Here is a 26,996-nt window from a genome sequence, read left to right on the forward strand (position 1 = left end):
GGTGCCCGCTCACGCGGGCACCGCCGGACGCCTGCTCACTTCAGGAACGGACTGCCCGCACCGACCTTGCCGGGCGCGGGGTTGCCGGGCAGCGACAGCACGTACGCGCGCAGGTTGCCCTTGCCCGACGCCGACACCGTGAGCGATCCCCCGGTGACGGTCTTCGTGTCGCCGGTGACCGCGTCCACGTAGGTGCCGTTCGGAATGCCCGAGAACGTCGCGCCGCCCGAGACCGAGACGAGCACGAAGCTGTCGACCGCGCCCTCGGTGTAGCGGCGCTTGAACGCCATGTCTCCGCTCACCCCTTCGCGCGAGTACTGCCCCTTCTGCAGCGCGGGGACGGCACGGCGGATCTGGTTGAGCGTCTGCAGGTGCTTCGCGAGGGGCGAGTTCAGCGTCTCGGCGACGGCACCGCTCGCCGACGCCACGACACCGAAGTCGCTCGCCGTCACGGACCCCTCGAGGTGGTCGCCGAAGTAGGCGCGACCGGTGGTGGCCAGCGGGCACGTCGGCCCGCAGTCGATCCGCTTGCCCTTCTGGAACTCGATCTCGGAGCCGTAGTACAGCACCGGGATGCCCCGGAACGTCCACATCAGGCTCATGTTCTCGGCCCACGCGTCGGTGCCGCCGTCGAAGCGCACCTGCGACTTGCCGGGACCGTAGTCGTGGCTGTCGACGTAGACGGCGTTGTACGTGGCGTCGTTCGTCGCGTCATCGGAGTCCATGCCCGAGTGGAAGGCGTTCGAGGCGCTGTCGAAGTTCATGTGCATGCGCATGTCGATGATGCTCATGCCCGAGGCCTTCGAGTGGTCCGGGGCGTGGTACGAGTTGCCGTTCAGCCGGTGGTTGTCGCTCGTGGGCTGGTTGCCGGTGCCCATGAGGTTCTCGTACTGGAACTGCTCGGCCGCCGCCACGACGTCGTCGAGGCTGTACTCGCGCCGCTCGTCCCACGTGTAGAACGGCGCGGAGTGGTTCACCGATCCGCGGTTCCACTTGTCGTGCACGAACTGCGCGACTTCACCGAAGACGTAGAAGTCCTTCCCCTTCTCCCCGTGCACGGCCGTGGCATGCTCCTGGATCGCCGGCAGGAAGTGCCGGTTCCACATGACGCGCGGGATGTGCACCGCCGTGTCGATGCGGAAGCCGTCGACGCCCATGTCGATGTACTTGTTGTACGTGTCGATGAGGTAGTCCTGCGCGACCTCGCTCTCGGTGTTGAGGTCGGCCAGGTCCTCGTGGATCCAGCAGTCCTGCGCGTCCTTCCCCTCCCAGTTGCCGATCCAGCACTGGTGATAGACGTCGGACGGGAACATGCCCGACGTCGCGTTGGGCCACTGGCACTGGTACACCTTGTAGCCCTCGGCCGAGAAGCCGCTCTGCACGCCCCAGTTCTTGCAGTTCTGGCCGGCCGGCTGCGTCTGACTCCACAGGTCGCCGTTGTACGTGCTGCCGTCGGCGTCGGGCTGGGCGGGGTTGTACGCCTTCCCCGGCACCTTCTCGTCGTAGTACCAGCTCCACTGGGTGTCGCGCGTGCCGTACACGGTCGGCACGAAGAGGTTCTTCTCACCCCATCGAGACGTGTGGTTGTAGACCACGTCCTGATAGATCTTGATCCCCTTCGCGTGGGCCGCGTCGATGAGCTCCTGATAGGTGGCGCCGTCCGACTCGAGCCGCGGGTCGATGCGCTGGAAGTCCCAGCCGTGGTACCCGTGGAAGTCGTAGTCGCTGCGGTTCGTGACGACCGGCGTGATCCAGATGGCCGAGAAGCCCAGCCCCTTGATGTAGTCGAGCTTGTCGATGACGCCCTGGAAGTCCCCGCGGAACATGGGGTCGTCGTTCGCGGCGTTCCCCGACTTCACGTGCTGGCTGCCGCCCATGTTGTTCGACTCGTCGCCGTCGCTCCAGCGCGCGGTCATCATGAAGTAGATCGAGTCCTCGCGCGGGTCTCCCCCGAGAGGGCTGCCCGTGGTGGCCCCGGCCATCGATCCGCCGGGCTGCGCGACCGTCGCGCTGCCCGTCGTCGCCGGAACGCGCGCCGAGTAGGCGGACGCGCCGGCCGCGTTCTCGGCGCGCACCGCGAACGAGTAGGCCGTCTCGGCCGCCAGCCCCGTGATGGTGCGGGATGCCGCGCCCGTGACCTTGACGGCGACAGCGGCACCCCCGGTCGTCGGGGCGTACTCGATCGTGTACGCCTCAGCGCCGCTGACCGCGGTCCACGACACCGTCACGGACGTCCCGGAGGCGACCGCGGTGACGGATGCCGGGACCCCGGGCACCACCGGCTGCTCAGGCTCTTCGGGCTCCTCAGGCTCCTCCGGAGCCGCGCCGCACGGGTCGGCCGTGCTCACCACGCCGGACGACACGGCAGCCGTCTTCGAGGTGAAGGTGTAGTTCTTGCCGCCGTTGTTGTCCCAGGTGCCCGAGCCGTTGTTGAACGCCGCGGTCACGGACGCGGCCGATCCCGTGGCGATGGCGAGGCGATACCACCCGGCGCCCGCGTCGCACGAGGCGACCGCCGCCATCGGCTTGCCCGGCACGGCCGTCCAGGAGCCCGCCCCCAACTGGTAGTGCGCATTCACCGTGTTCCAGGCGGCGGACGGCTTGTAGTACAGCGTCAGCTCGCCCGCGAGCGGCTCCGCCGCGACGGGCTTGCCCGCCGTCACCGCGCCGCCGGAGACCGAGCGCTCACCGCCGGAGGGGATCGTGTAGTTCGCACCTCCGTTGCTGTCCCACGAGCCGACCCCGTTGTTGAACGCGGCGGTGATCGACTGCCCCGCGGGCGCCTCGACGGCGGCCTGGAACCAGCCGGCCAGCCCGACGACGGCGGCCATGGGCCGGCCGGGCGCCGTCGTCCATGCGCCCGATCCGACCTTGAAGTGGATGTTGGCGGCCGACCACCCCGACGGCGCCTGATAGTAGACGGTCGTCGCGGTCACCGGCTCCTCGGGCGTGGTGCCGCAAGGGTCGGCGGTGCTCACCGCGCCCGCCGAGATCGCGGCCGTCTTCGGCGCGAAGGTGTAGTTCTTCCCGCCGTTGTTGTCCCAGACGCCGGAGTTGTTGTTGAAGGCGGCGGTCACGCTCGTCGCGGCGCCCGTCTCGATCTCGGCCCGGTACCAGCCGGCACCCGCCGCGCACGAGGGCACCGCCGCCATCGGCTTTCCCGGCACCGTCGTCCACGCGCCCGTGCCCAGCTGATAGTGGATGTTCGCCGCCGACCAGCTGGACGGCGCCTTGAAGTACACCGTCGTCACGACGGGCGCGGGCACGTCGCCGGTCTGCGCAGCGGCGGCCGGGGACGCCGCCGAGCTCTTGCCGGCGGCATCCTTCGCCTTGACCGTGTACGAGTAGCTCGTCGACGCCGCGAGCCCGCTGTCGACCAGCCGGGTGCCCGACGCGACCTGCTTCGTCACTGCGCCGCCGGCACCGCCGGTGCGCACGACCTCGTAGCCGCTGACACCGCAGTCGTCGGTGGAGGCATCCCAGGTGACGGTGATCTCGGTGCCCGACGCGACGGCCTTCACGTTGGCGGGCGTGCTGGGCGCCGCGGTGTCGGTGCACGCGGCGACGCGGGCGTCTACGTGCAGCGCGAGCGCCGACGTTCCGGCGACGGTCGCGGTGAAGGTGCCGCCGCGAACGGTGACGGTCTCGCCCGACCAGGTGCTCCCCGACTTCTGCGCCGTGATCACGTTGTAGTACGTGCCGTCCGGGAGCGAGGTGGTGAACTGCCGCTGCACCTGGCCCGAGCCGTTGTTGATGGCGACGAAGCCCTTGCTGCCGCGACCGAAGGCGATCGCCGAGCCGTCGGAGCTCGACCACTTGTCGACGACATCGGTGCCGTACGTCGCGACCCGGAAGCCGACCATGTTCTTGATGTCGTTCTGGGCGTGCTTGAACGTCCAGCCGTTCTGGCCCGGCGCGGGGTCGACCACGCGGCCTTGGGCGTCGACCGCCGGCGCCCGCTTCACATCGGTGAATTGATACCCGGAGTGGATCGACGGCGAGCCGTAGGGCCACGCGAGGGTGAACGTCTGGGCGAGGTCGTAGGCCTTGCCGTTCTTGTACGACAGCGTCTCGCCGTTGCGCTCGGTGTCGTGATTGTCGACGAAGGTCGCGGCATCCTTCTGCTGCAGGAATCCGCCCCACGTGCCGCCGATGCCGGCGCCCGAGATCAGCCAGTCGATCCGCGAGCCGCCGAACGCCTCCTTCATCTTGCGCGCGTAGGCGAACTCGTGGATGTCGCCGATCCCGATGTATTCCTCGGGCTGGATGGGCTCGCCCGCCGCGCGGATGACCTCCTGCACGACGTACAGCTGGTCCTTCTTGGTCACCCGGTTCCAGATGCCCCACATGTCGTCCTTGGAGATGTGCTTGACCGCGTCGAAGCGGAAGCCCTTGACGCCCATGTCGGCGAGACGGTTGAGGTAGTCGGCGATCTTCTGCTGCACCGACGCCTTGCCGGTGTCGAGGTCGGACAGGTTCACGAGGTTGCAGTTCTGCACCGTCTCGCGCACGGCGTACGTGTCGATGTCACGCCGGCAGCTGTGGAAGTCGCTGCTCTCGTACAGCCCCGGGTAGCTGTAGTGCTGGAACTGCGTGCCGGCCCAGCCGGTGCCGCCGTTCGACTGGCCCGACATGTGGTTGATGACCGCGTCGACGATGACGCCGACACCCGCGGCGTTGCACCGCTGCACCATCGAGCGGAACTCGGCCTCGGTGCCCATGCGGGACTCGAGCCGGTACGAGACGGGCTGGTAGTAGATCCACCACGGGTTGCCCTCGTTCGCCACCATCGCGTGCTCCTGCGGGGGCGACGTCTGCACATAGCCGTAGCCGGCAGGGCCGAGCGTGGTCTCGCACTCCTGGGCGATGCGGTTCCACGTGTACGAGAACAGCACCGCGATCGCATCCTTGGGGCCGGGTGCGGCGGCGTCGGCGCGCTGCGCGGGGCTCACGGCCATGAGGCCGGCGAGGACGACGATCACGGCGACGGTCGCCGCCAGCCATCTCCTCGCGAGCGGGCGGTGCGGTACCGGGGGAACTTCCAGCATTGCCATGCTCCTTTGCATCCAACGGCGCGGCGACACCGCCGCGCGTACAACAAAGCAGAAATCCGTCAGGCGTGCAAGCGCTTACAGTCCGCACGTGGAAACATGTCGGCGCGGTCAGGCATGCGAACGGTGCTTTGTCCGGTTGATCAGGAGATGACGGGAGCCTTGCGCCGAATCGGTTCGACCAGAACAGATCACAACCGGTGCAAGCGTTTCCAATCAACGGGTCGCGACCAACCGAGCCGCCCTCCGCGTGCCGCAACCAGCGGTGAGCGCGGGTCTGTCCGCTCTGTCGCTCAGCGATCGATCGCCTCGCCCCCGGCTACTCGGGGGCCTCCCCGCGGAACCGGCTGCGACACGACATCACGAGCCCGGGAAACGCCGAAGGCCCCCGCGCTGCGGGGGCCTTCTCGGGTGGACCTGAGGGGAATCGAACCCCTGACCTCCTCGATGCGAACGAGGCGCGCTACCAACTGCGCTACAGGCCCGTGAACCTCGAAAACACTATCACGGTTCGCACCCCGTCCCGAACCGCGGCGGCTCTCGGGACGGGCTACTGGCCGGATGCGCGACGCGTCAGGAGCGCGCGTACGTGGGCCTCGATCTCCTCGTCGTCGACGTAGCCCATGCGGCTGAACTCGCTGTTCTCGGCGGCGGCCGGACGCGCCGCCCGTGCGGCGTCCAGGGACGGCGTCTGCGTGGCCGTCGTGCGCGCGAGCATGGCCTCCTCCAGCGCCGCCTGCCGCAGCGCCTGACGCGCCGCCTCGGCGTCGAGCACGGCCGCTGCCCGCGACCCGGCCGACGCTGTGAGCGGGCGCGGCAGCTCCCTGGGCGCCCACGTGCGCGGCTCCTGCTCGAGAGCGACGTCCTGCAGCTCCGCCGCACCGGCCCGGTACGGGACGACGTCCACGCCGCGTGCTGCGGCGCGCGAGGCCACGCGCGACATCCGGTGAAGGACGAGGAGGGATGCCGCGACCAGCCCCACACCGGTCCACAGCAGCGTCTGCGCCCCGGCCGTGACGGTCTGGAACACGCCCCACGCCGCGACCCCGACGCCCGCGATGCCGACGAGCGTCGCGACGAGCCGGAAGCGGCGACGCGCTCGCGCCCGGCGCAGCGCGGGCAGCGCGCGAGCGGCGGCGAGCTCGGCACGTGCGGCGGCTTCCGCCTCCGCGCGCTCGGCACGGGCCCGCGCGACGTCGACGCGAGCGGCCGCCTCGACCGCCTCACGCTCGGTGCGGGCACGCTCCAGGTCCACGCGGGCCTCTTCCAGGGCGGCGTGCTCGCGCTCGGCGAGCGCGCGCTTGGCGAGGCGCTGCTGGGCGGCGGCGGTGCGAGCGCTGAGCTCGAGCCGCACCTCCTCGGGCGTCTCACTCGTCTCGGCGAGGACGCGGAGGGCCTGGTTCAGACGGACGGCGTTGCGCTCGGCGGCGTCGTACTGCCGGCGGCTGTGCCAGGACGGCAGCAGGTAGACGAGCCAGAGTACGACCGCGACGAGGACGATGATCCCCCCGCCCCACACCTGCCCGCCCATGCAGACCACGGTAAGGGACGGATGCCGGTGGCCCCGGCATCCGTCCGCGTGTTGCGCGCTTCGACCCGGCTCCGACCTGGGCTTCCCGTCGGCAGGAGCGGGCGGGCTACGCGTGCAGGCGGTCGGCCGGCGGCACCGTGGCGGCGTCCTGGGGCGCCCGGCCCGACACCCACCGCTGCAGGACGCCCTCGGGCACCTCTTCGCGCACCAGCGCGAATGCGTAGTGGTCGCGCCAGTCGCCGTCGATGTGGATGAACCGCCGCCGCAGGCCTTCGTAGCGGAAGCCCAGCTTCTCGACCACCCGCAGGCTCGCCCGGTTCTCGGGGCGGATGCAGATCTCCATGCGGTGCAGCCGCAGCTCCGAGAAGCAGATGTCGGTCGCGAGCGCCACCGCCGTGGGCGTGATGCCGCGGCCCGCGAAGCGCTCGCTCACCCAGTACCCGATGGTCGCCGAGGCCAGCGAGCCGCGGGCGATCCCCCACACGTTGAGCTGCCCGGCGACCTGGCCCCCCGACTCCATGACGAACGGCACGCCGGCGCCGTCACGGTACTGCTGCAGCAGCCGCCGGATGCCCACGCGCATGTCGAACGACACCGGACCGTCGGGACTCGTCGCCTCCCACGGCCGCAGCCATGAGCGGTTCGACAGCAGCTCGTTCTGCAGCACCCGCGCGTCGCGCTGGCGCACGAGCCGGATCGCCACCGATCCGTGGCTGCGGGGAGCCGTCAGATCCACATGACCCCCTCGAACGGGCGGCGTCAGAGGTTCGCCGCGAACTCCTTGAACCAGGGACGCAGTGCGGGACCGAGGTCGTCTCGATCGGCCGCGAGCTGCACGATGGCCTTGATGTAGTCCACCCTATCGCCGGTGTCGTAGCGACGGCCACGGAAGACGACGCCGTACACGCCAGGGCCGTCGGGATCGGCGGCCAGCTCCTGCAGGGCGTCGGTGAGCTGGATCTCGCCGCCCTTGCCGGGCTCGGTGCGCTCGAGGATCTCGAAGACGCTCGGCGACAGCACGTAGCGGCCGATGATGGCGAGGTTCGAAGGCGCGTCCTCGGCCTTCGGCTTCTCGACGAGGCCGCTGACCTTCACGACGCCGTCGCCGTCGGTCGACTCCACCGACGCGACGCCGTACAGGTGGATGTGCTCGGGGTCGACCTCCATGAGGGCGACGATCGCCGCGCCGGTGCGCTCGTGCTCGGCGATCATCGTGGTGAGCAGCTCATCGCGCTCGTCGATCAGGTCGTCGCCGAGCATGACCGCGAACGAGGAGTCGCCCACGTGCGCCTTCGCCCGCAGCACCGCGTGGCCGAGACCCTTGGGCTCGCCCTGGCGCACGAAGTGGATGTCGGCGAGGTCGCTGGACTCGAGCACGCGGCGCAGGCGATCGGTGTCGCCCTTGTCCTTCAGCTTGTCCTCGAGCTCGGGCACCGAGTCGAAGTGGTTCGAGATCGCGTTCTTGTTGCGCCCGATGATCACCAGGATGTCGTCGATCCCCGCCTGCGCCGCCTCTTCGACGACGTACTGGATCGCGGGCTTGTCGACGACGGGGAGCATCTCCTTCGGCATCGCCTTCGTTGCCGGGAGGAAGCGGGTGCCGAGACCTGCGGCCGGGATGACGGCCTTGATCGGAGTGTGAGGCATTCCCCGAGTCTAGAGGGCGCGGCGAGGCGCCGATTTCGCCCGTGACCGGCCGGCGAGCCCCGCCACGTAGAATCGGGAGCATGTCCGACGCGATCGCCGATGCGAAGCGCGCGCTGCGCGCCGAACTGCGCGAGCGGCGCCAGCTCCTGTCGGAGCCTGCGCGCGAGGCGGCCGAAGCGGGCATCCACGCGCAGCTCGACGCACTCGTCGACGAGCACGGCGCCCGCTCGATCTCGTGCTTCCTGTCGACCATGGCCGAGCCCGGCACACGTTCCTTCGTGACGGATGCCGTGGGCCGAGGCGTCCGCGTCCTCCTTCCCGTGACGCGCGTCGACGGCCTGCTCGACTGGGCGGTCGCGACCCCCGAGGGTGACATCGCCGAGGGGATGTACGGGCTGCCGGAGCCCGTCGGCGAGCTGCTCGGGCCGATCGCGGTCAACGACGTCGACCTGCTCGTGATCCCGGCAGCCGCCGTGGACCGGAACGGCATGCGGCTCGGCTGGGGCCGCGGGTTCTTCGACAAGACGCTCGGGTCGATGGAGCGCTGCCCTCCCGTCTACGCCGTCGTCTACGACTCCGAAGTGCTCGACGACCTGCCGAGCGACGTCCACGACCAGCCCGTGACCGGCATCGTCACCCCCACGCGCACCATCACCCTCGCCCCCACCCGGCGCTGAGACCGATCCCCGAGAGAGCAATGCCCACTTACGCCTACGCCTGCAAGCAGTGCGGTCACCGCTTCGACGCGGTGCAGTCCTTCGCCGACCCGACCCTGACCGAGTGCCCCGAGTGCGGCGGACCGCTGCGCAAGGAGTACGGCTCGATCGGCGTCACCTTCAACGGCTCGGGCTTCTACCGCACCGACTCGCGCGCGGGCGGCGGCGCGAAGACGGGCGGATCGGATGCCTCGACTGGCGCCTCCTCGTCGACTTCGACATCATCGAAGAACGAGGCGAAGGCCTCGCCCGCGTCGTCCGGAGCCTGAGTCTCCGGCGCCCCACACGCGGGACGACACCCAGGGGGTTCACGTGATCAAGGGCTTCAAGGAGTTCATCCTCCGCGGCAACGTCATCGACCTGGCGGTCGCGGTCGTCATCGGGGCGGCGTTCACCGGCATCGTCAATGCGATCGTCACCGGGCTCATCAACCCGCTGATCGCGCTCATCTTCCAGGCCGACAGCCTGAACGAGATCGTCATCGCCGTACCGAACGTCCGCGGCGGCACCACCGACTTCGCGATCGGGCTGATCCTCGGCGCGATCATCAACTTCGTCGCCGTTGCGATCGTGGTGTACTTCGTGTTCGTCTACCCGATGAACCGCATCAAGGAGCGCGCGGCCGCGAGGGCTGGTGTCACCCCCGCCGACGAGGAGCCCAAGCTCCCGACGGAGCAGGAGCTGCTGGTGCAGATCCGCGACCTGCTCGAGAAGCAGGGCCCCGTCTCCCGGCCCTGAGCCCCCTCTCGTCCCGGTCGCTGCGCTCACCGGAACCCCCGACGCGTTTCGTCTCGGTCGCTGCGCTCCCTCGCTCAACGACCGGGACCCCCGGTCGTTGAGCGAGCGGAGCGAGACGAAACGCCCCGCCGGGTCAGTAGTGGGGCGGGACGTCGCGCTTGAGGCGCTCGTCGTTCGGCCCCGATGGAGCGGATGCCGCGTCCCCGGCTCGGGGCGCGGCATTCGTCGTCTCGTCCCCGGGGATGGGCTCGGCGCCGGTTCCGGGCGCGGGCGTCAGCTTCGCACGGCGTGAGCCCTTCACCCGTTCGATGCGCTGCCGGTCACTCGACGACATCGATGGGCTGGGTCTCGCTGTCGACCCGGGGCGCGTCGGGCGGCACGCCGAGCATCGCGGCGATGCGCTGGGCGACGTCGGCGGGGTCGCGGTAGAGGTCGAACGAGTGCACGCGCACGTAGTGCCAGCCCAGGCGCCGCAGGATCTGCGGTCGCAGGCGCAGCGACTCGCGCAGCGACTCGCCGATCGTCTCGGGGTCGCTCTCGACCACCACCGCCTTGCCGTCGTACTGCGCGACGAGCGGCAGCAGCCCGCGGTAGTGCACGTCGACCGAGAGCCCCACGCGCCGGAGCTCGCGCGCGAGCGCGCGGGTCAGGGGGTCGGCGAGGTCTTCCAGCCGCGCTTCGCGCGAACGGGCAGCGATGCCGCCGAGGATCGACATGAGGGTCGCGGCGCCGTACTCCAGGCGGCCGTCGTCGAACGCCGAGGGCCGGATCGACGAGACGATCACCATCGAGCGGCGCGCACGCGTCATGCCGACCGTGAGCAGCCGCTCGCCGTCGGGCGACGACAGGTCGCCGAAGTCGCTCAGCACCCGGCCGTGCTTGGTGAGGCCGAAGCCGAGCGAGAAGATCACGCGGTCGCGGCTCTCGGCGACGGACTCCTCGAGGGTCAGCACCGAGAAGGGCTCGGCCGTGTCGCGCGAGACGAAGTCGGCGACGTCCGAGCGGCCCGCGAACGCCGCTTCGACGGCGCCGCGGATGCGCTCGGCGTGCCGGGCGCTGGCGGTCACCACCATGAGCGACTCGCTGCCGCGGTTGACGGCGTGCTCGACCACGAGCGTCACGACGCGCGCAACTTCGGAGTCGGGGCTCTCGACCGCGCCGGTGATCGGATCGGGCGTGCCGTGCCCGCCCTCGACGTAGTCGACGGCCAGGCTGCCGCGGCCGAGGTACGACCCGGCCCACGGCAGCGACACCAGCTCGCCGCCGTAGAAGGCGTCGTTGACGAGCGCCGCGAGGTCTTCGCCGCCGGCGCGGTAGCTGCGGGTGAGCGTCTCGACCGGCAGCAGCTCGGCCAGCCGCTCGAACACGCTCGTGACGTCGAACGGGAGCTCGTCGTCGGCGTCGATCTCGGCGGCCGTCGCGTTGGCCGCGGCCGTCGACGGGGCGCTCCCGGTCGATCCGCCGGTCGATCCGCCGGAAGCCGGTGCGCCTGCCGGGGACGTGGCCGGACCGGCCGCCACGCGGAACGGCGTCGGCTTCTGCGTCACCGGGTCGCCGAACGCCACCACCTGGCCGGCTCGCCGCAGTGCGGGGGCGGCCTCGGCGAGGCAGAGGGCCCCGGCATCCGCCAGCACGACGACGTCGAACCCGACGGCGTCGGGGATGCGCGGCACCTCGTAGGGCGACGCGAGCCAGACCGGCGCCAGCGTGCGCGAGAGCACGGGCGCGACGCGGGCCAGCTCGCCCGGCGTGATGGCACCGCGCTTGAGCGCACGCTTCAGGCCGTCGGCCTCGGCGGCGTGGTCGACGATCCCGATCCGCCACTGCGTCGCGAGATGGGCCGCCAGGAGAGGACCGGATGCCGCGGCATGCGCCTCGTCGACGAGCCGGAAGTCGCGTTCGAGCCGGTCGACGACGGCGGTGTTGGCGCCCAGCACGGCGCGGTCGGTGCGCAGCAGCAGCTCGAGGGCGGACTGCCACCACGCGTACTCGAGCTCGGCGGCCACCTGGTCTTCGGGAACATGCCGCACCGAGAGCTCGAGCAGCAGCGGCTCCAGGCCCATCGCGGCGAGCTCGGCGCGCAGCGTGGCGCGCTCCTTGAGGTTGTCGAACACGTCGGAGTCGGCGGCGAGGCCCGCGAGGATGCGCACCAGCTGCTTCACCGGAACGGTCGCCAGCAGGTCGGCGCCCGACCGGCCGAGCACGGCGTCGAGCTCGCCGAGCTCGGCATCCACCCGCTGCCAGGCGACCTGAACGTCGCTGAGGCCGAGCGGGATCTCGGGCGTCACCCCGGGGTCGACGTAGCGCTGCCACTCGGTGCGCTGCTGCTGCACCCGCACGAGCGCCTCGTACATGTCGGGCACGTGCACGCCGGGGCGCAGGTACTCGCGCGAAAGACGCCGCAGGCGACGACGGTTCGCGCCGTTCATCTCGGGCGCGTCGCGCCGGGGCGCGTGCGCCTGGATGAGCTCGCCGAGGGGCCGCTCGAAGACGGTCAGGCTGAACTTGTCGAGCGAGTCGCGGATGCCGCGCAGCAGGCGGAGGTACACCCCGAGCTCGGCGACCGTCCGGAACGGACGCATGCGCGTCTGCGCGATCAGCTCATAGCCGCGCTCGAGCAGCGTCGGCACATCGCTGCGGTGCAGCTTGCCGGCGAGCGCGTGGGCCCCACGGGCCTGCTCGACCGTCGCGAACGACACGCCGTACCACGGCGAGTCGTCGGGACCGAAGCGGAACTCGCCGAGCCGCGCGGCCGACGCGAGCTTTGCCGCGGCCTCGTGCCGGGTGGCGGCGAGGCGCTCGAGCGCCTCCGCGTCGAAGCGGGCCTCGGTCACCGGCGCGACGCCGCGCGCGGCGAGCGTCGCGAGCTCGCGGAGGATGTCGAGCACCGACACCCCGAATGACGGATGCCGCGCCGTCACGGCACTGCGGTAGTCCCGCAGCACTCCGCGCAGGCGCACGAGCGCGTCGTCGATGTCGGCGACCTTGGGCGCCTCGGCCTTCTCGTTGCGCCCGATCGCGCGGATGAGGTCGCGCTGCAGCCGGTCGGGCGAGACGGCGAGGCCGGGCAGTCCGATGCCGGCGAGCCGATGCCGCACGCCGTCGAGCGTGGACCGCCGCGCACTCACGACGAGCACGCGCTTGCCGTCGCGCACCAGCGCGCCGACGGCGTTGATGACCGTCTGCGTGCCGCCCGTGCCCGGCAGCGTGTGCACCACGAGCGACTGGCCGTCGGCGATCCGCGCGAGGACGCGCTCCTGCTCGGAGTCGGCGTCGAGGAGCAGCGTGTCGGCCGCGGGCGGGCGCTCGTCGGGGTTCGTCAGCACCGGGCGGTCGCGCCGGATCGTCAGCGACTCGCGGTCGGCGACGTGCCCGGCGAGCGCGTTGAGCACGCGGTGGTCGAGATCGGCGGCGTCGGCGGCCATGCCGGCGCCGACGTCGGCGAACGTCGACACCAGGAGGCGCGGCTTGACCGCGTAGCTGTCGATCCCCGCCGTCAGCGCCCGCAGGTGGTCGATGACGGGCTGCGGCTTGAAGACGCCGCCGTCGTACGCGAGGGCGGCGAGACCCCCGGCGTCGATGGCGATGCCGAAGTGGGTGCGCATCGCGCGGACCAGTTCGGGGTTGACCGAGAAGGCGCCGTGCAGCTTGAGCTCGAAGTCGCCGTGGTGGCGCCGGATCGCGAGCGGCCGCAGCAGCACCGGGGCACTGCACGCGAGCCCGCCGATGCGCCAGGTGGCGAGCCCGACGGTCAGCCGCACGGCGTCGAGCCCGCGCGTCGTGCGGAGCTCTTGATCCTTCGACGTGATGCGCGCGGCGGCCAGCCGGGCGTTGCGCAGGGCGACCTCGTCGCGGAACAGGTTCGACAGCAGCGTCGAGCGGCCCGTGATGAACTGCGGCAGGCTGCCGGGGTGTGCCTTGGTGATCTCGATGGCGGCGTCCTGGCCGTCCGCGAAGTGCAGGAGGGTCGAGCGGCCGCCCAGCGCCGCCGACTGCAGACGGAGGCGATCGCGCTCGGGCTCGGCGACGTGCACCACCGTCACGTCGGGTTCGGCGAGGCCGAGATCGCCCGGGGTCACGTCATACCCGCGCTCGGCGTCTTCGGCGCCCAGCACGGCGCTCCGTTCTCCTCGCCACACACGTGACACCCTACGTGCGGCCCGCGCCGGGCACTTGCAATGGACCTGAGTTTCGCGGTATTGGGCGCGGCCCCGTCAGCGCCTCCTCCCCAGGGCGGCTCGTCGGCGCGGTTCCCACAGATGACATCCCGCCTCCGCGAGGCGTCGGGACAGCGGGCCAGGATGGTCGCATGACCCCCACGGATCCGCCTCGCTACCGCGTCCACCCGTCGCCGGTCGGCGACATCCTCATCGTCGCCGTCGACGATGCCCTCGTCACGCTGCATCCGTTCGACGGCCCGCTCGACAGCGAGCTCGAGAGCGTCGCGCTCCGGCTGCGCGCCCTTCCGGTGCCGGACGAAGCGGATGCCGCAGCCCCCGGCTCCCCCGCATCACCGAGCCCGATCGACGAAGCCGCCCGGCAGCTCGACGAGTACTTCGACGGCGAGCGCCGCGAGTTCCAGCTCCCCCTCGACTGGCGGCTGGTCCGGGGATTCACCCGCGCCGCCCTCGAAGCGGTCGTCGAGATCCCGTACGGCGAGACGGCGGGGTATGGCGAGATCGCCATCGCCGCCGGCAGCCCGCGCGCGGCGCGCGCCGTCGGCACCGCCTGCGCGACCACGCCCTTCTCCGTCATCGTGCCCGTGCACCGCGTCGTCCGCGCCGACGGCTCGCTCGGCGAGTACGGCGGGCGACCCGAGGTCAAGCGCTTCCTCGTCGATCTCGAGCAGGGCCTCGCCGTGCCGGCGGCGCCGGACGGCGCGGCCGCACCGGACGCCGGTGCGGATCGGGCCTCCGGATCCGCGCCCGCCCCGTCGACGGCATCTCCGGGCGCGGGCGCACGGCAGGCGGCGGGCGTGTAGGCCGTCCGCACGCCGCGAGGCCCGGGCGGATCGCCCGGGCCTCGCAGTCCCCCGTCTGCGGATCAGTGGTGGGTGGCCTTCTCCGCACCGAATCCGGTGAGCGAGCGGACGTCCATCTCCGCCGCCTTGGAACGGCTCTCGGCCTTCTTCGAGACCACCGAGCCGAGCCAGCCGAGGAAGAACCCGAGCGGGATCGACACGATCCCGGGGTTGTTCAGCGGCCAGATGGGGGTGCCGGTCTTGAACACGCTCGTCTCCCCGCCCCAGAACACCGGCGACAGGAAGATGAGGATGACCGCTGCCGCGAGTCCGCCGTACATGCTCCACACCGCGCCGCGCGTGGTGAAGCCGCGCCAGAACAGCGAGTAGAGGATGGTGGGCAGGTTCGCCGACGCGGCGACCGCGAAGGCCAGCGCGACGAGGAACGCGACGTTCTGGCCCTGCACGCCGATGCCGCCGAGGATCGCCAGGATGCCGATCACGATGACCGTCCGGCGCGCGACCTTCACCTCGCCGTCGGGCGGGACGTTCCCCTTCTTCACGACGTTGGCGTAGATGTCGTGCGCGAACGACGCCGCCGCGGTGATCGTGAGGCCCGCCACCACCGCGAGGATGGTCGCGAACGCCACCGCCGAGATGAACCCGAGCAGGAACGGCCCGCCGAGGTGCAGCGCGAGCAGCGGCGCCGCGGAGTTCACGCCGCCGGGCGCGGCCTTGATCTCTTCCGGGCCGACGAGCGCCGCGGCACCGTACCCGAGCACGAGCGTCAGCAGGTAGAACAAGCCGATCAGCCAGATCGCCCACACCACCGAGCGCCGCGCCTCCTTGGCCGTGGGCACCGTGTAGAAGCGCATCAGCACGTGAGGAAGGCCCGCTGTGCCGAGCACCAGCGCGATCGCGAGCGAGATGAAGTCCCACGGGTTCGCGCCGTACTGCAGGCCAGGGCCGAGGATTGCGTCCTTCGGGTCACTGGTCGAGGCCGCCACGGCGTTCTCGAGCAGGGTGTTGAGGCTGAATCCGTTGAGCGCGAGCACCCAGACCGTCATGACGAGGGCGCCGCCGATGAGGAGGAAGGCCTTGACGATCTGCACCCACGTGGTGCCCTTCATGCCGCCGATCAGCACGTAGACGATCATCAGGACGCCGACCACCGCGACGACGATGGACTGGCCGAGCGTCTCCTTGATGCCCAGCAGCAGCGAGACGAGGCCGCCGGCGCCGGCCATCTGCGCGAGCAGGTAGAAGAAGCACACCGCCAGGGTCGTGATCGCCGCCGCCATGCGCACCGGCCCCTGCTTGAGGCGGAACGACAGCACGTCGGCCATCGTGAACTTGCCCGTGTTGCGCATGAGCTCGGCCACCAGCAGCAGCGCCACGAGCCACGCGACCAGGAACCCGATCGAGTAGAGGAATCCGTCGTAGCCGTTGACCGCGATCGCGCCGCAGATGCCGAGGAACGACGCGGCCGAGAGGTAGTCGCCCGAGATCGCGAAGCCGTTCTGCGGGCCGGTGAACGAGCGGCCGGCGGCGTAGTAGTCGGCCGCGGTCTTGTTGTTGCGGCTGGCCCGGATGACGATGAACAACGTCACCGCGACGAACGCCGCGAAGATCGAGATGTTCAGCACCGGGTTGTTCTCGACCGTCTGCACCGCGGCATGGACGGCGCCGAAGACCTCGTTCATGCCTGCGCCTCCTTGGCCTCGAGCTCAGCCCGGATCTCCTCCGAGATCGGGTCGAGCTTGCGGTTGGCGTACCAGACGTAGGTCATGGTGATCGCGAAGGTGGTGACGAACTGGCCGAGCCCGAAGATCAGCCCGACCGTGATGTCGCCCCAGACCCGCTGGGCCATGAACTCGGGCGCGAACGACGACAGCAGCACGTACGCGAAGTACCAGACGAGGAACGCGATCGCGAGCGGGAAGACGAACCCGCGATGCCGCTTCTTGAGCTCGACGAATCGCGGCGACTGCTCCACCGCGATGTAGTCGATGCCGCCCGGCGGGGCGGTCTCGGTGCTCGGTTCTGACATGTGGCCTCCTTGCCTCATGCGCGGGCGCATCCGCGCGCCCATCAGGGAGAACCGGACCACGGTGGGGGCCGCGCTCCGGGTGGTAGGGTCGACGCTACGAAAGGCGGCGAGGACGCCGTCACCCCCGGAAGTAGGTAGTCGTGGGCGCGTCCCTCCCACATCGCGTGCCGTCCCCCGATCGCACCCGCGCGGGGTCTCGCGGCGAACTCGACGGCACCGTCGGCGACGCCGTGGCACTGGATCATGCGGTGGCCGACCTGGTGCGCCGCACCCGCTTCCCCGTCGCGTTCGGCGGCCTGGCCGTCGACGACGAGATCCGGGTCACGTCCATCCACGGCGCCCGCACCCACAACCTCCAGGGTCTCGTGGTGAAGGCATCCCGCGGCCTCGGCGGACGCGCGCTCGTCGAGAAGCGCCCGCGTCTGGCCCTCGACTACCGGTCATCGCGCAGCATCACGCACGACTACGACCGCGCGGTCCTCGGTGAGGGCATCGCCACGCTGTTCGCCGTCCCCGTGCTGGTGAGCGGCCGCGCGCGCGGCGTCATCTACTGCGGGTCGTGGGCTGAGTCGCCCGTCGGCGATGTGGTCGCCCGACCGGCCTTCACCGTCGCCGAAGAGCTGTCGAGCGAGCTGCGCATCCGCGACGAGGTGCAGCGGCGGCTGGCGCTGTCACCGGTCCGCGCCGCCGCCGACCCGATGCCCGCCGCAACCCGCGAGGAGCTCCGCGAGACCTACGCCGAGCTGCGCAGCATCGCGGCGGTCGTCGACGACCCCGCGTTGCGCGCGCGCCTCGGCCGGCTCGAGCAGCGGCTCGCGACCCTGTCGCACGACGCCGCGGATCCGCCGCTCGAACTCGACGTGCGGCTGTCGCCCCGCGAGGTCGACGTGCTGGCGTGTGCCGCCCTCGGCTCGACGAACGCCGAGATCGCGGCGACCCTCGACCTCAAAGAAGGCACCGTCAAGTCGTACCTGCAGTCCGCGATGGCGAAGCTGGATGCCTCGACCCGCCACGCGGCGGTCGTGACGGCCCGTCGGGCCGGCCTGCTCCCCTGACACCTGCGCACGCCGCGGGCGCGGGGCCGCGGCATCCGTCCCCCTCCGTGCACCGGGCCACGCACTGCGCACGCCCGGCGAGAATCGGAGATCCGCCGGGAATCGGCCAATTCGACGTCGAAGCAGCCGAATTCCACGGGATCTCCGAATTCCACCGCGCATTCTTTTCCCCGGTGCGCATTCCGAGATCGCGGAAAGCGGCGCATGCGGCGTATTGTTCCCTGCATGGCCCGGAGAATTGTGCACCAGCTCGTCGACGACATCGACGGGACGCTGCTCGAAGTCGGCGAAGGCGAGACGGTTCTGTTCTCGCTCGACGGCGTCGCGTACGAGATCGACCTCACCGATGAGAATGCCGCCGCATTGCGCGGCGCACTCGAGCGCTACACGAATGCCGCACGCACGGTCTCGTCCACGCGCGCGACCTCGGCCGCGGCGTCGAACGGACGCAAGCGCCGCCGCAGCGGGCAGCAGGACTACAGCGATGTGCGGGACTGGGCCAAGAAGAACGGGTATCAGGTCTCGGATCGCGGGCGGGTTCCGGCATCCGTTCTCGAAGCCTACGAGGCGGCGCACTGACGCACGCCGCCCCGCGGCATTCACCGATTCCCCGGCGCTTTCACGTGCGTGAGAGCTGCACGAGGATCTCGTCGACTTTGTCTTTCGCGTCACCGAACAGCATCTGTGCATTGTCGCGATAGAAGAGCGGATTCTGCACGCCGGCGTAGCCGGATGCCATCGAGCGCTTGAACACGATGACGTTCGCGGCTTCCCAGACCCGCAGCACGGGCATTCCGGCGATCGGGCTGCCCGGGTCTTCTGCGGCGGCGGGATTGACGGTGTCGTTGGCGCCGATGACGAGCACCACGTCGGTCTGCGAGAGGTCGTCGTTGATCTCGTCCATCTCGAGCACGATGTCGTACGGCACCTTGGCCTCCGCGAGCAGCACGTTCATGTGACCCGGCAGTCGCCCGGCGACGGGATGGATGCCGAACCGCACGTCGACGCCGCGCTCGCGCAGCTTCTGCACCAGGTCGGCGACGCCGTGCTGCGCCTGCGCCACCGCCATGCCGTAGCCCGGCGTGATGACGACGCTCGAGGCGCCCGCGAGGAGGTCGGCGGCGCTCTCCGCGTCGATCTCGCGGTGCTCGCCGTGGTCTTCGTCGCCGCCGCGCGGCGCTTCGATGCCGAAGCCGCCGGCGATCACCGACAGGAACGAGCGGTTCATCGCCTTGCACATGATGTAGCTGAGGTACGCACCCGACGACCCGACGAGCGCGCCGGTGACGATGAGCAGGTCGTTGTTCAGCAGGAAGCCGGCTGCCGCAGCCGCCCAGCCGGAGTAGCTGTTGAGCATCGAGACGACGACGGGCATGTCGCCGCCGCCGATCGAGGCGACCAGGTGCCAGCCGAGGGCGAGCGCGAGGAGCGTGACGAGCACGAGCAGCCACAGCTCCGGAGTGATGACGTACCAGACGGTGAGCGCCAGGAAGGCGACGAGCGCGCCGACGTTGAGCGCGTTCTTGCCCGGCAGCATCAGCGGCTTCGACGAGATGCGCGCCGAGAGCTTCAGGAACGCCACGATCGAGCCGGTGAAGGTCACGCCGCCGATGAAGACCCCGATGAACACCTCGGCGTGGTGGATGTCGGCGAGCGCTCCGGTGAGTCCGGTGTCGTACAGCGCGCCGTTCCAGCCGACGAGCACCGCGGCGAGCCCGACGAACGAGTGCAGCAGCGCGATGAGCTCGGGCATGCCGGTCATCTCGACCACGCGCGCACGCCACAGGCCGATCGCGCCGCCGATCAGCACCGCGGCCACCAGCATGATGAGCCCGGTGGTCGCCACCGGGTCGCTCCAGGCGTCCGCGGCCACGAGCCACACGGTGGCGACGAGGGCGATGACCATGCCCGCGATGCCGTACGACACCCCGCGGCGGCTGGCCTCGTGCTTGCTCAGCCCGGCGAGGCTGAGGATGAACAGCAGCGCGGCGACGATGTAGGCCGCGCCGGCGATCTGGCCGGCGTCGACGGTCATCGGGTCTCACCCTTCTGGAACATCGCGAGCATGCGACGGGTGACGGCGAAGCCGCCGAAGATGTTGATGCTGGCCAGCAGCACGGCCACGGCGGCGAGGATCTGGACGGTCAGGTCGGGAGCCGTGATCTGCACCATGGCGCCGACGACGATGATGCCCGAGATGGCGTTCGTGACGCTCATCAGCGGGGTGTGGAGCGCGTGGGCCACGTGGCCGATCACGTAGAAGCCGACCACGACGGCGAGTGTCAGCACGAGGAAGTGCTGTGGCAGCGGCGGTGGCGCGAAGGCGCAGATCGCGAAGAGCGCGGCGATGCCCGCGACGATCAGCCCGGTCTTCGCTCCGCGCGACAGGGGCTTCTTGGCGGGCGCGGGCGGGGCGGCCGACGCGGGCTTGGCGGCCGGGGCCGCCGAGACCTGAACGGGCGGCGGCGGCCACGTGACGGCGCCGTCCTGCACGACGGTGACCGTGCGCTGCACGACGTCGTCGAAGTCGAGCGTCAGCTCGCCGTCCTTGCCGGGCGTGAGCAGCTTGAGCAGGTTGACGAGGTTCGTTGCGAACAGCTGCGACGCCTGCTGCGGCAGCCGTCCGGGGAGGTCGGTGTACCCGAGGATCACGACGCCGTTGTCGGTGACGACCCGCTCCCCCGCGACCGACCCCTCGACGTTGCCGCCCTGCGCGGCCGCCATGTCGACGATGACGCTGCCCGGCCGCATCGAGGCGACGTCGGCGGCCGTGATCAGGCGCGGCGCCGGCCGCCCCGGGATGAGCGCCGTCGTGATGATGATGTCGACGTCGGCGGCCTGCTCGGAGTAGATCTCGGCCGCGCGCCGGTCGTAGGCCTCGCTCGTCGCCTTCGCGTAGCCGTCGGCCGACACCTGCTTCTGCTCCTCGGGCACGATCACCTCGAGGTACTCGCCGCCGATCGACGCGACCTGGTCGGCGACCTCGGGCCGCGGGTCGGTGGCGCGGACGATCGCGCCGAGGCTCGATGCGGCGCCGATCGCGGCGAGGCCGGCCACCCCGGCGCCGGCGACGAGAACCTTGGCCGGCGGCACCTTGCCCGCCGCCGTCACCTGGCCGGTGAAGAAGCGGCCGAACTCGTGCGCGGCCTCGACCACCGCACGGTAGCCGGCGATGTTCGCCATCGAGCTCAGCACGTCCATCGACTGCGCGCGCGAGATGCGCGGCACCGCGTCGAGCGCGAGCGCGGTGATGCCGCGGGTCGCGAGCGCCTCGACGAGGTCGGGCCGCAGCGCGGGGCTGAGTGTCGCCACGATCGTCGCGCCGTCGGCGAGCCGGTCGATCTCGGCCGGGGTCGGCGCGTTCACCTTGAGCACGATCGGCGATAACCAGGCCTCGGATCCGCTGACGACGGTGGCGCCCGCGGCGGTGTAGGCGGCATCCGGGAAGGACGAAGCGACCCCCGCGCCGGCTTCGACGACGACGTCGTAGCCCAGCGCGATGAGTTTCGGGACGGTGGTCGGAGTCGCGGCCACCCGGGTCTCTCCGGGCGCTTCGGCGACGATGCCAATGCGGGTCATGCGTTCCTCTGGATCTGGTGCGAGATCGATGCGGCGAGCGGCTCCCTCGGCGCTCGCGATGACGCCTCCACCCTGTCAGACCGCGAACGGCATGAGCCCCGTATTGCACCCGACACGGTGATAAGAAGCGCAGAAGTTTCCCACCACGCATCCCCGCAACGGCCTCCCGACTCCGCCGGCGCGGCACACGGCGGGCGGGCTGCGGCATCCGGAGCATCGCATTGCCGGCTCATAGCCGTTGGCGAACCTCGTCGTAGGTGGGCCGCGTAGCCATGGAGCATGGACAACAAGCGCAGCGACAAGAACCGGCGAACCCGCAACCTCGTCATCGCGTCCGGCCTCGTGATCGCCCTGTCGGGTGGCGGGGCGGCGGCGTGGGCGGCAGACCGGTTCCTCATCGAGCACGTCGAGATCGCCGACGTGTCGGCGTACGAGGACGACAACTCGTCGGTCGCTCCTTCGGCCGGGACGACGGATGCCGCAGACGCGACCGTCACCGCCACCTCCTACTCCGACGGCGCCACCTCGGTGACCATCTCCACCGTCACCGAGGGGTCGGGCAGCGACACCGTGACGTACTACGTCGCCGATGTGACGCTCTCGGATGCGACGACCTTGCGCAGCGCGTTCGCGAAAGATCAGTTCGGCGAGAACATCACGCAGCTCACCAGCGGGATCGCCGCAGACAACAGCGCGATCTTCGCCGTCAACGGCGACTACTACGGCTTCCGCGACACCGGCATCGTGATCCGCAACGGGGTCGTCTACCGCGACGAACCGGCCCGCCAGGGGCTCGTGTTCTACACCGACGGCCGGGTGGAGGTGTACGACGAGACGACGACCACCGCCGACGAGCTGCTCGCCGCCGGCGCCTGGAACACCCTCAGCTTCGGCCCCGCCATCGTCGAGGACGGCACGGTGGTCGAGGGCATCGAAGACACCGAGGTCGACACGAACTTCGGCAACCACTCCATCCAGGGCGACCAGCCCCGCACCGCGGTCGGGGTCATCGACGAGAACCACCTCGTGTTCGTCGTGGTCGACGGTCGGCAGTCCGGGTACAGCGCCGGCGTGACCCTCACCGAGCTCGCCGACATCATGGTCGACCTCGGTGCGACGACCGCGTATAACCTCGACGGCGGCGGTTCGTCGACGATGTACTTCAACGGCGACGTGGTCAACCAGCCGTCCAACGGCGGCGAGCGCGCGACGAGCGACATCCTCTACATCGGCGACGCGTCGGCCGACGCCGGGTGACGCCGTGATCGTGCTGATCCCCGCCTACGAGCCCGGCCCGCACCTCGAGCGCCTGGTCGCGGGGCTGCAGGCCACCGACCCCGACGTGGAGGTGGTGGTCGTCGACGACGGCAGCGGCCCGGCCTACGCCCCCGTGTTCGCCCGCGTCGCAGGGCTGGGCGCGGCCGTGCTGAGCCACGACGCCAACCGCGGCAAGGGCGCGGCGCTGCGCACCGGCTTCGACCACGCGCTCGCCGCCCATCCCGGCGACGACGTCGTGACGGCCGATGCCGACGGGCAGCACACGGTCCGCGACATCCTGCGGGTGGCCGACGCCCTCCGGGAGGATGCCGCGACCGGCGCGCCCGCGCTCGTGCTGGGCTGCCGCGCCTTCGCCGGTCGCGTGCCGGTGCGCTCGCGCGTCGGCAACGCGGTCGCGCGCGGGCTGTTCCGGCTCGCGGCCGGATGGCGCCTGAGCGATACGCAGACCGGGCTGCGCGGCATCCCGTCGGATCTTCTCACCTGGGTGCGCGACCAGCCGGGCGAGCGCTTCGAGTACGAGCAGAACGTGCTGCTGCGCAGCCGCCGCGACGGGGTGGCGGCCCGCGAGATCCCCATCGAGACGGTGTACCTCGAGGGGAACGCGTCGAGCCACTTCCGCCCCGTCGTCGACTCGCTGCGCATCATGCTGCCGCTGCTGCTGTTCGCCGGGTCGTCGCTCCTCGCCTTCGGCATCGACACCGTCATGCTGCTGGCGCTGACGGCGCTCACGGGGATGCTGGTGCCCTCGATCATCGCGGCGCGGGTGGTGAGCGCCTCGGTGAACTTCGTGGTGAACCGCCGCGTGGTCTTCCGCGCGGGGCCGCCGGGCTCCCCTGCCGGACGGGGACGGATGCCGCGACAGGCCGTGCGCTACGCCCTGCTGGCCGTCGCGCTCCTGGCGTCGAACATCGTGTGGCTCGACGCACTGACCCGCTTCGGGATGCCGCTGGTGGTGGCCAAGGCGATCACCGAGGCCGTGCTCTTCGTGACGAGCTACGGCCTTCAGCGCCGCTTCGTCTTCGCACGGCCGGCACTGGAAGAACTCGTCAGCGGCGCTGGAGCGGGGCATAGCAGACGCATAGCGGCGGCGGCTCGGATGGAAGCGAACGATCACCCCATCGGGAGGAACCCATGACCACCAGCGCGCTGATCCTCATCGGCATCGACCTGGCAGCCGCCCTCGTGCTGAGCCTCGGGCTCTACTACCGGCGCCACCACCGCCGCGACCTCGTCGTCGCCTTCCTCGGCGTCAACGTCGGCGTGATGACGGTCGCGGCCGTGCTCGGCACGGCCGAGGTCGCGCTGGGCCTCGGCCTCGGCCTCTTCGGCGTGCTGTCGATCATCCGGCTGCGCTCGTCGGAGATCTCGCAGCGCGAGGTCGCCTACTACTTCGCGGCGCTCGCCATCGGACTCGTCAGCGGCCTGCCGCAGACCAACCCCTGGCCGGTCGCCGCGCTGATCGCACTCGTGCTCGTCGTGCTGTGGGCAGCCGATCACCCCGCGTTCCTCGCGCGCACGCGCCATCAGCTGGTGCGGCTCGACCGGGCGATCGCCGACGAGACCGAGCTGCGCGCCGAGCTCGCACAGCGGCTCGGGGGCACCGTCGCGTCGCTCATCGTGCAGGAGGTCGACCTCGTGAACGACACGACGCTCGTCGACGTCCGCTACCGGGTGGCCCGCGCCGGTGGCGCACGCACCGCGGGGCGCACCGCGACGGCCCTCACCAGCCCCGCCCTGGAAGGAGCCGCACGATGACGACGTTCGACCGCTTCGCGCCCGTGACCCTCGACGCGCTCGTCGCCGAGGCATCCTTCCTCACCCGCGTCGATCGCAAGTACATCGTGCCGCGGGCCGACCTCGACCGGCTGATCGCCGCGCTCGACCCGGGAACGCGGGCACTCGAGATCGACGGCCGGCACGAGTTCTCCTACGAGTCGGTGTACTTCGACACCCCCGACCTGCTGAGCTTCCGGATGGCGGCCCAGCCGCGGCGGCGCCGGTTCAAGCTGCGCACCCGCAGCTACCTCGACACCGGCACGTCGTACCTCGAGATCAAGACGCGCGGCGCACGAGGCACCACCGTGAAGGACCGCGGCGAGTACGACACCCGCGCGCGTCATCGGCTCACCGACGAGGCCCGCAACGACGTGGCCGACGCGTTCGCCACCATCGGCGTCGCCGGCGAGCGCGCCGCCGATCTCGACGCGACGCTGCTGACCCGGTATCGCCGCGCGACGCTGCTCGCCCCCGACGGCGCCGGGCGCGCCACGGTCGACACCGCACTGGAATGGGTCGAGCCCGACGGCCACGGTTTCGCCCTGCCCGGCACCGCCATCGTCGAGACGAAGTCGGGCGCGCGTCCGTCGGACGTCGACCGGGTGCTCTGGCGCGCGGGGCATCGGCCCGCCACAGTCAGCAAGTACGCCACCGGGCTCGCCGCCCTGCACCCCGAGCTGCCGCGCAACCGCTGGGCGCGCCTGCTGCGCGGCCCGTTCGAGCAGGCCCGGCGCGCCGCGCCCGCGCAGCCGGCCACCACACCACCGACCACCCCCATCGCCATTCCCGAGGAGGACCCCTCATGCTCCGTCGCCGCCTGATCCTGGCCGCCGCTCCCCTGACCCTCGCCGGACTCGTGCTCGCCGGCTGCGCCACCCAGACCGCCATCGCCGCGGATCCCCACACCTCCTCCGACGACACGTCGACGGCGGAGACCACCGCCGTCGTCGACTCCGACCTCAGCGCGTCGGCGGTCCTCGCCGCCGACGCCGACGTCACCGTGGTCGACGACGACGAGTGGAGTGAGACGGATGCCGTCGACGTCGCGCTCGACGGCGACACCGCGTCGAGCGACTCCGACGCCGTGACCGTCGACGGGTCCACCGTCACGATCACCGACGGCGGGGTGTTCCGGCTCTCCGGATCGCTGGACGGCCAGGTGGTCGTCGCCGCTCCCGACGATGCGCAGGTCGTGCTCATGCTCGACGACGCCGAGATCACGGCATCCGACTCCCCCGCCGTCACCGTCACCGGCGCGGACGACGTCGCCCTCTTCCTCGCCGACGGCAGCGACAACAGCCTGGCGGACGCGTCGTCGTACGCCGACGACGCCGAGGCGCACGCCGCCGTCTGGGCCGACGCCGACCTCACGATCTCGGGGAGCGGCGCGCTCACCGTCTCGGGCAACGGCGACGACGGCATCGCGAGCACCGACGACCTCGTGATCCTGTCGGGCGACATCACCGTCGACGCGGTCGACGACGCGCTGCGCGGCAAGGACTCGCTCACGGTCGCCGGCGGCACCCTCGCGCTGTCGGCGGACGGCGATGCGCTCAAGAGCGACCAGACCGACGACGCCACCCAGGGGTTCGTCGCCGTCGCCGGTGGCTCGATCACCGCCGAGAGCGGCGACGACGGGATCGCGGCGGCGACCGACGCCGTCGTCACCGGCGGCACGCTCGACATTGTCGCCGGTTCGGGCACCGGAACGTCGGAGGCGTCTCCCCAGGGGATCTCGGCCGGCGTCGTGGTTGCGATCGACGGCGGCGAGGTCGCCGTCGAGGCGGCCGACGACGCCGTGCACTCCGACGGGTCGGTCGGGATCGGCGGCGGCACGGTCACCCTGTCGTCGGGCGACGACGGCATCCACGCCGAGCAGCGGCTCGAGATCCGCGACGGCGAGGTGACGGTGGTCGAGTCCGTCGAAGGCCTCGAGGCCACCGACGTGGCGATCTCGGGCGGCACCGTCGACATCTCCTCGAGCGATGACGGCGTCAATGCCGCGAGCGGCACCACCGCCGACAGCGGCGGCGCCGGGGGCGGCATGGGCGGCGGCGGTGAGGCAGACAGCGGAGAGACGCTGTCGATCTCGGGCGGCACCGTGCGGGTGGTCGCGGGCGGTGACGGCCTGGACTCGAACGGCTCGATCTCGGTCACCGGCGGCACCACGGTCGTGAACGGGCCGAGTTCGGCCGGCGGCCAGGGCGCGCTCGACGCCAACGGCGAGATCGCACTCGACGGCGGCGAGCTCTTCGTGGCCGGATCGGTGCTGGTCGCGCCGACGGGTTCGCAGCAGTGGGTCGCGGCGACGGTCAGCGGATCGAGCGGCGACACGGTCGAGGTGACGGATGCCTCGGGCGCCGTCGTTGCCGCGTTCGAGGCCGACCAGAGCTTCGGCGCCGTCTTCTACAGCGGTCCCGCGGTGACCGACGGCGCGACGTACACCGTGACCGTGAACGGCGCCGCGGCAGCGACCGTGACCGAGGGCGTCAACGTCTCGGGCGGCATGGGTGCGGGCCCCGGCGGAGGCGGGGGCGGACGCCGACCCTGACGCGTTCCCGGTCGCCGCGCGGGTTTTCCGCGCGGCGACCGAAAACGTGGGAAGAACCTCCGAA

General features: G+C 71.2%; 21 protein-coding genes and 1 tRNA gene. 11 read left to right on the forward strand and 11 right to left on the reverse strand.

From position 1 onward, the window contains the following. Nucleotides 1-35: 35 nt before the first annotated feature. The 5 genes from R8Z57_RS01135 to galU all read right to left on the reverse strand — a co-directional run bounded on the left by R8Z57_RS01135 (nucleotide 36) and on the right by galU (nucleotide 8,229). Nucleotides 36-5,048 carry an alpha-amylase family glycosyl hydrolase gene (locus R8Z57_RS01135; RefSeq protein ID WP_318351922.1) on the reverse strand — a complete coding sequence of 1,671 codons (5,013 nt, stop codon included), beginning with the start codon at nucleotides 5,046-5,048 and terminating at the stop codon, nucleotides 36-38. 415 nt (nucleotides 5,049-5,463) lie between these two features. After that, nucleotides 5,464-5,536: transfer RNA gene (locus R8Z57_RS01140), tRNA-Ala, on the reverse strand. A 65-nt stretch (nucleotides 5,537-5,601) separates the two neighbouring features. Next, nucleotides 5,602-6,582 carry a large exoprotein gene (locus tag R8Z57_RS01145; protein ID WP_318351923.1) on the reverse strand — a complete coding sequence of 327 codons (981 nt, stop codon included), beginning with the start codon at nucleotides 6,580-6,582 and terminating at the stop codon, nucleotides 5,602-5,604. A 106-nt stretch (nucleotides 6,583-6,688) separates the two neighbouring features. Then, nucleotides 6,689-7,318, reverse strand: coding sequence for a GNAT family protein (locus R8Z57_RS01150; protein WP_318351924.1), 630 nt, complete (start codon nucleotides 7,316-7,318; stop codon nucleotides 6,689-6,691). Between the two features lie 23 nt (nucleotides 7,319-7,341). Further along, a complete protein-coding gene (galU, locus tag R8Z57_RS01155; RefSeq protein WP_318351925.1) occupies nucleotides 7,342-8,229 on the reverse strand; it encodes a UTP--glucose-1-phosphate uridylyltransferase GalU in 888 nt (295 codons plus the stop codon). An 80-nt stretch (nucleotides 8,230-8,309) separates the two neighbouring features. Here galU and R8Z57_RS01160 point away from each other — a divergent pair, with 80 nt between their 5' ends. Genes R8Z57_RS01160 through mscL form a run of 3 tightly spaced genes read left to right on the forward strand, consistent with a single transcriptional unit; the run spans nucleotide 8,310 to nucleotide 9,683 of the window. After that, nucleotides 8,310-8,906: a 5-formyltetrahydrofolate cyclo-ligase gene (locus R8Z57_RS01160; protein WP_318351926.1), complete on the forward strand. Its 597-nt coding sequence runs from the start codon at nucleotides 8,310-8,312 to the stop codon at nucleotides 8,904-8,906. 20 nt (nucleotides 8,907-8,926) lie between these two features. Continuing rightward, nucleotides 8,927-9,214, forward strand: a complete 288-nt coding sequence (locus R8Z57_RS01165; protein WP_318351927.1) for an FmdB family zinc ribbon protein — start codon at nucleotides 8,927-8,929, stop codon at nucleotides 9,212-9,214. A 43-nt stretch (nucleotides 9,215-9,257) separates the two neighbouring features. Further along, the gene (gene mscL / locus R8Z57_RS01170) at nucleotides 9,258-9,683 is read left to right on the forward strand and encodes a large conductance mechanosensitive channel protein MscL (protein WP_318351928.1); all 426 of its coding nucleotides are present in this window, start codon (nucleotides 9,258-9,260) and stop codon (nucleotides 9,681-9,683) included. Nucleotides 9,684-9,816: 133 nt separating this feature from the next. On the opposite strand, the gene R8Z57_RS01175 is transcribed toward mscL, so the two are convergent. After that, on the reverse strand, nucleotides 9,817-10,017 hold the full coding sequence (locus tag R8Z57_RS01175; protein ID WP_318351929.1) for a hypothetical protein: 201 nt from the start codon (nucleotides 10,015-10,017) through the stop codon (nucleotides 9,817-9,819). After that, nucleotides 10,004-13,795 (reverse strand): AAA family ATPase, encoded by a 3,792-nt coding sequence (locus R8Z57_RS01180; RefSeq protein WP_318352702.1) that lies wholly within the window; start codon nucleotides 13,793-13,795, stop codon nucleotides 10,004-10,006. Before R8Z57_RS01180 ends, R8Z57_RS01175 begins: the two co-directional genes overlap by 14 nt. A 197-nt stretch (nucleotides 13,796-13,992) precedes the next feature. On the opposite strand from R8Z57_RS01180, the gene R8Z57_RS01185 reads away from it, so the two are divergent. Beyond that, nucleotides 13,993-14,664, forward strand: coding sequence for a methylated-DNA--[protein]-cysteine S-methyltransferase (locus tag R8Z57_RS01185; RefSeq protein ID WP_318351930.1), 672 nt, complete (start codon nucleotides 13,993-13,995; stop codon nucleotides 14,662-14,664). 62 nt (nucleotides 14,665-14,726) lie between these two features. On the opposite strand, the gene R8Z57_RS01190 is transcribed toward R8Z57_RS01185, so the two are convergent. Together R8Z57_RS01190 and R8Z57_RS01195 are read right to left on the reverse strand one after the other, a co-directional pair. Next, complete coding sequence (locus R8Z57_RS01190; protein ID WP_318351931.1) at nucleotides 14,727-16,346, reverse strand: sodium:solute symporter family transporter; 1,620 nt, start codon at nucleotides 16,344-16,346, stop codon at nucleotides 14,727-14,729. Beyond that, nucleotides 16,343-16,693 carry a DUF485 domain-containing protein gene (locus tag R8Z57_RS01195; RefSeq protein ID WP_318351932.1) on the reverse strand — a complete coding sequence of 117 codons (351 nt, stop codon included), beginning with the start codon at nucleotides 16,691-16,693 and terminating at the stop codon, nucleotides 16,343-16,345. The genes R8Z57_RS01190 and R8Z57_RS01195 overlap by 4 nt, the downstream gene beginning before the upstream one ends. Before the next feature lie 140 nt (nucleotides 16,694-16,833). Between R8Z57_RS01195 and R8Z57_RS01200 the strand changes: the two genes are divergently transcribed. Beyond that, complete coding sequence (locus R8Z57_RS01200) at nucleotides 16,834-17,748, forward strand: LuxR C-terminal-related transcriptional regulator (RefSeq protein ID WP_318351933.1); 915 nt, start codon at nucleotides 16,834-16,836, stop codon at nucleotides 17,746-17,748. 225 nt (nucleotides 17,749-17,973) lie between these two features. Then, nucleotides 17,974-18,327: an Lsr2 family protein gene (locus R8Z57_RS01205; RefSeq protein ID WP_318351934.1), complete on the forward strand. Its 354-nt coding sequence runs from the start codon at nucleotides 17,974-17,976 to the stop codon at nucleotides 18,325-18,327. Between the two features lie 40 nt (nucleotides 18,328-18,367). On the opposite strand, the gene pntB is transcribed toward R8Z57_RS01205, so the two are convergent. Next, on the reverse strand, nucleotides 18,368-19,783 hold the full coding sequence (pntB, locus tag R8Z57_RS01210) for a Re/Si-specific NAD(P)(+) transhydrogenase subunit beta (protein ID WP_318351935.1): 1,416 nt from the start codon (nucleotides 19,781-19,783) through the stop codon (nucleotides 18,368-18,370). Continuing rightward, nucleotides 19,780-21,327, reverse strand: coding sequence for a Re/Si-specific NAD(P)(+) transhydrogenase subunit alpha (locus tag R8Z57_RS01215; protein ID WP_318351936.1), 1,548 nt, complete (start codon nucleotides 21,325-21,327; stop codon nucleotides 19,780-19,782). The genes pntB and R8Z57_RS01215 overlap by 4 nt, the downstream gene beginning before the upstream one ends. 279 nt (nucleotides 21,328-21,606) lie before the next feature. Between R8Z57_RS01215 and R8Z57_RS01220 the strand changes: the two genes are divergently transcribed. Genes R8Z57_RS01220 through R8Z57_RS01240 form a run of 5 tightly spaced genes read left to right on the forward strand, consistent with a single transcriptional unit; the run spans nucleotide 21,607 to nucleotide 26,932 of the window. Further along, nucleotides 21,607-22,584 carry a phosphodiester glycosidase family protein gene (locus R8Z57_RS01220; RefSeq protein ID WP_318351937.1) on the forward strand — a complete coding sequence of 326 codons (978 nt, stop codon included), beginning with the start codon at nucleotides 21,607-21,609 and terminating at the stop codon, nucleotides 22,582-22,584. Nucleotides 22,585-22,588: 4 nt separating this feature from the next. Beyond that, nucleotides 22,589-23,740, forward strand: coding sequence for a glycosyltransferase family 2 protein (locus R8Z57_RS01225; RefSeq protein WP_318351938.1), 1,152 nt, complete (start codon nucleotides 22,589-22,591; stop codon nucleotides 23,738-23,740). Further along, nucleotides 23,737-24,360 (forward strand): DUF4956 domain-containing protein, encoded by a 624-nt coding sequence (locus tag R8Z57_RS01230; protein WP_318351939.1) that lies wholly within the window; start codon nucleotides 23,737-23,739, stop codon nucleotides 24,358-24,360. Before R8Z57_RS01225 ends, R8Z57_RS01230 begins: the two co-directional genes overlap by 4 nt. Next, the gene (locus R8Z57_RS01235) at nucleotides 24,357-25,202 is read left to right on the forward strand and encodes a polyphosphate polymerase domain-containing protein (protein WP_318351940.1); all 846 of its coding nucleotides are present in this window, start codon (nucleotides 24,357-24,359) and stop codon (nucleotides 25,200-25,202) included. Before R8Z57_RS01230 ends, R8Z57_RS01235 begins: the two co-directional genes overlap by 4 nt. Beyond that, the gene (locus R8Z57_RS01240; protein ID WP_318351941.1) at nucleotides 25,184-26,932 is read left to right on the forward strand and encodes a carbohydrate-binding domain-containing protein; all 1,749 of its coding nucleotides are present in this window, start codon (nucleotides 25,184-25,186) and stop codon (nucleotides 26,930-26,932) included. The genes R8Z57_RS01235 and R8Z57_RS01240 overlap by 19 nt, the downstream gene beginning before the upstream one ends. Nucleotides 26,933-26,996 lie beyond the last annotated feature (64 nt).

Origin of the sequence: Microbacterium sp. M3 (genome assembly GCF_033548675.1) — a bacterium.
In the GTDB taxonomy this organism is placed as follows: Bacteria; Actinomycetota; Actinomycetes; order Actinomycetales; family Microbacteriaceae; genus Microbacterium; species Microbacterium arthrosphaerae.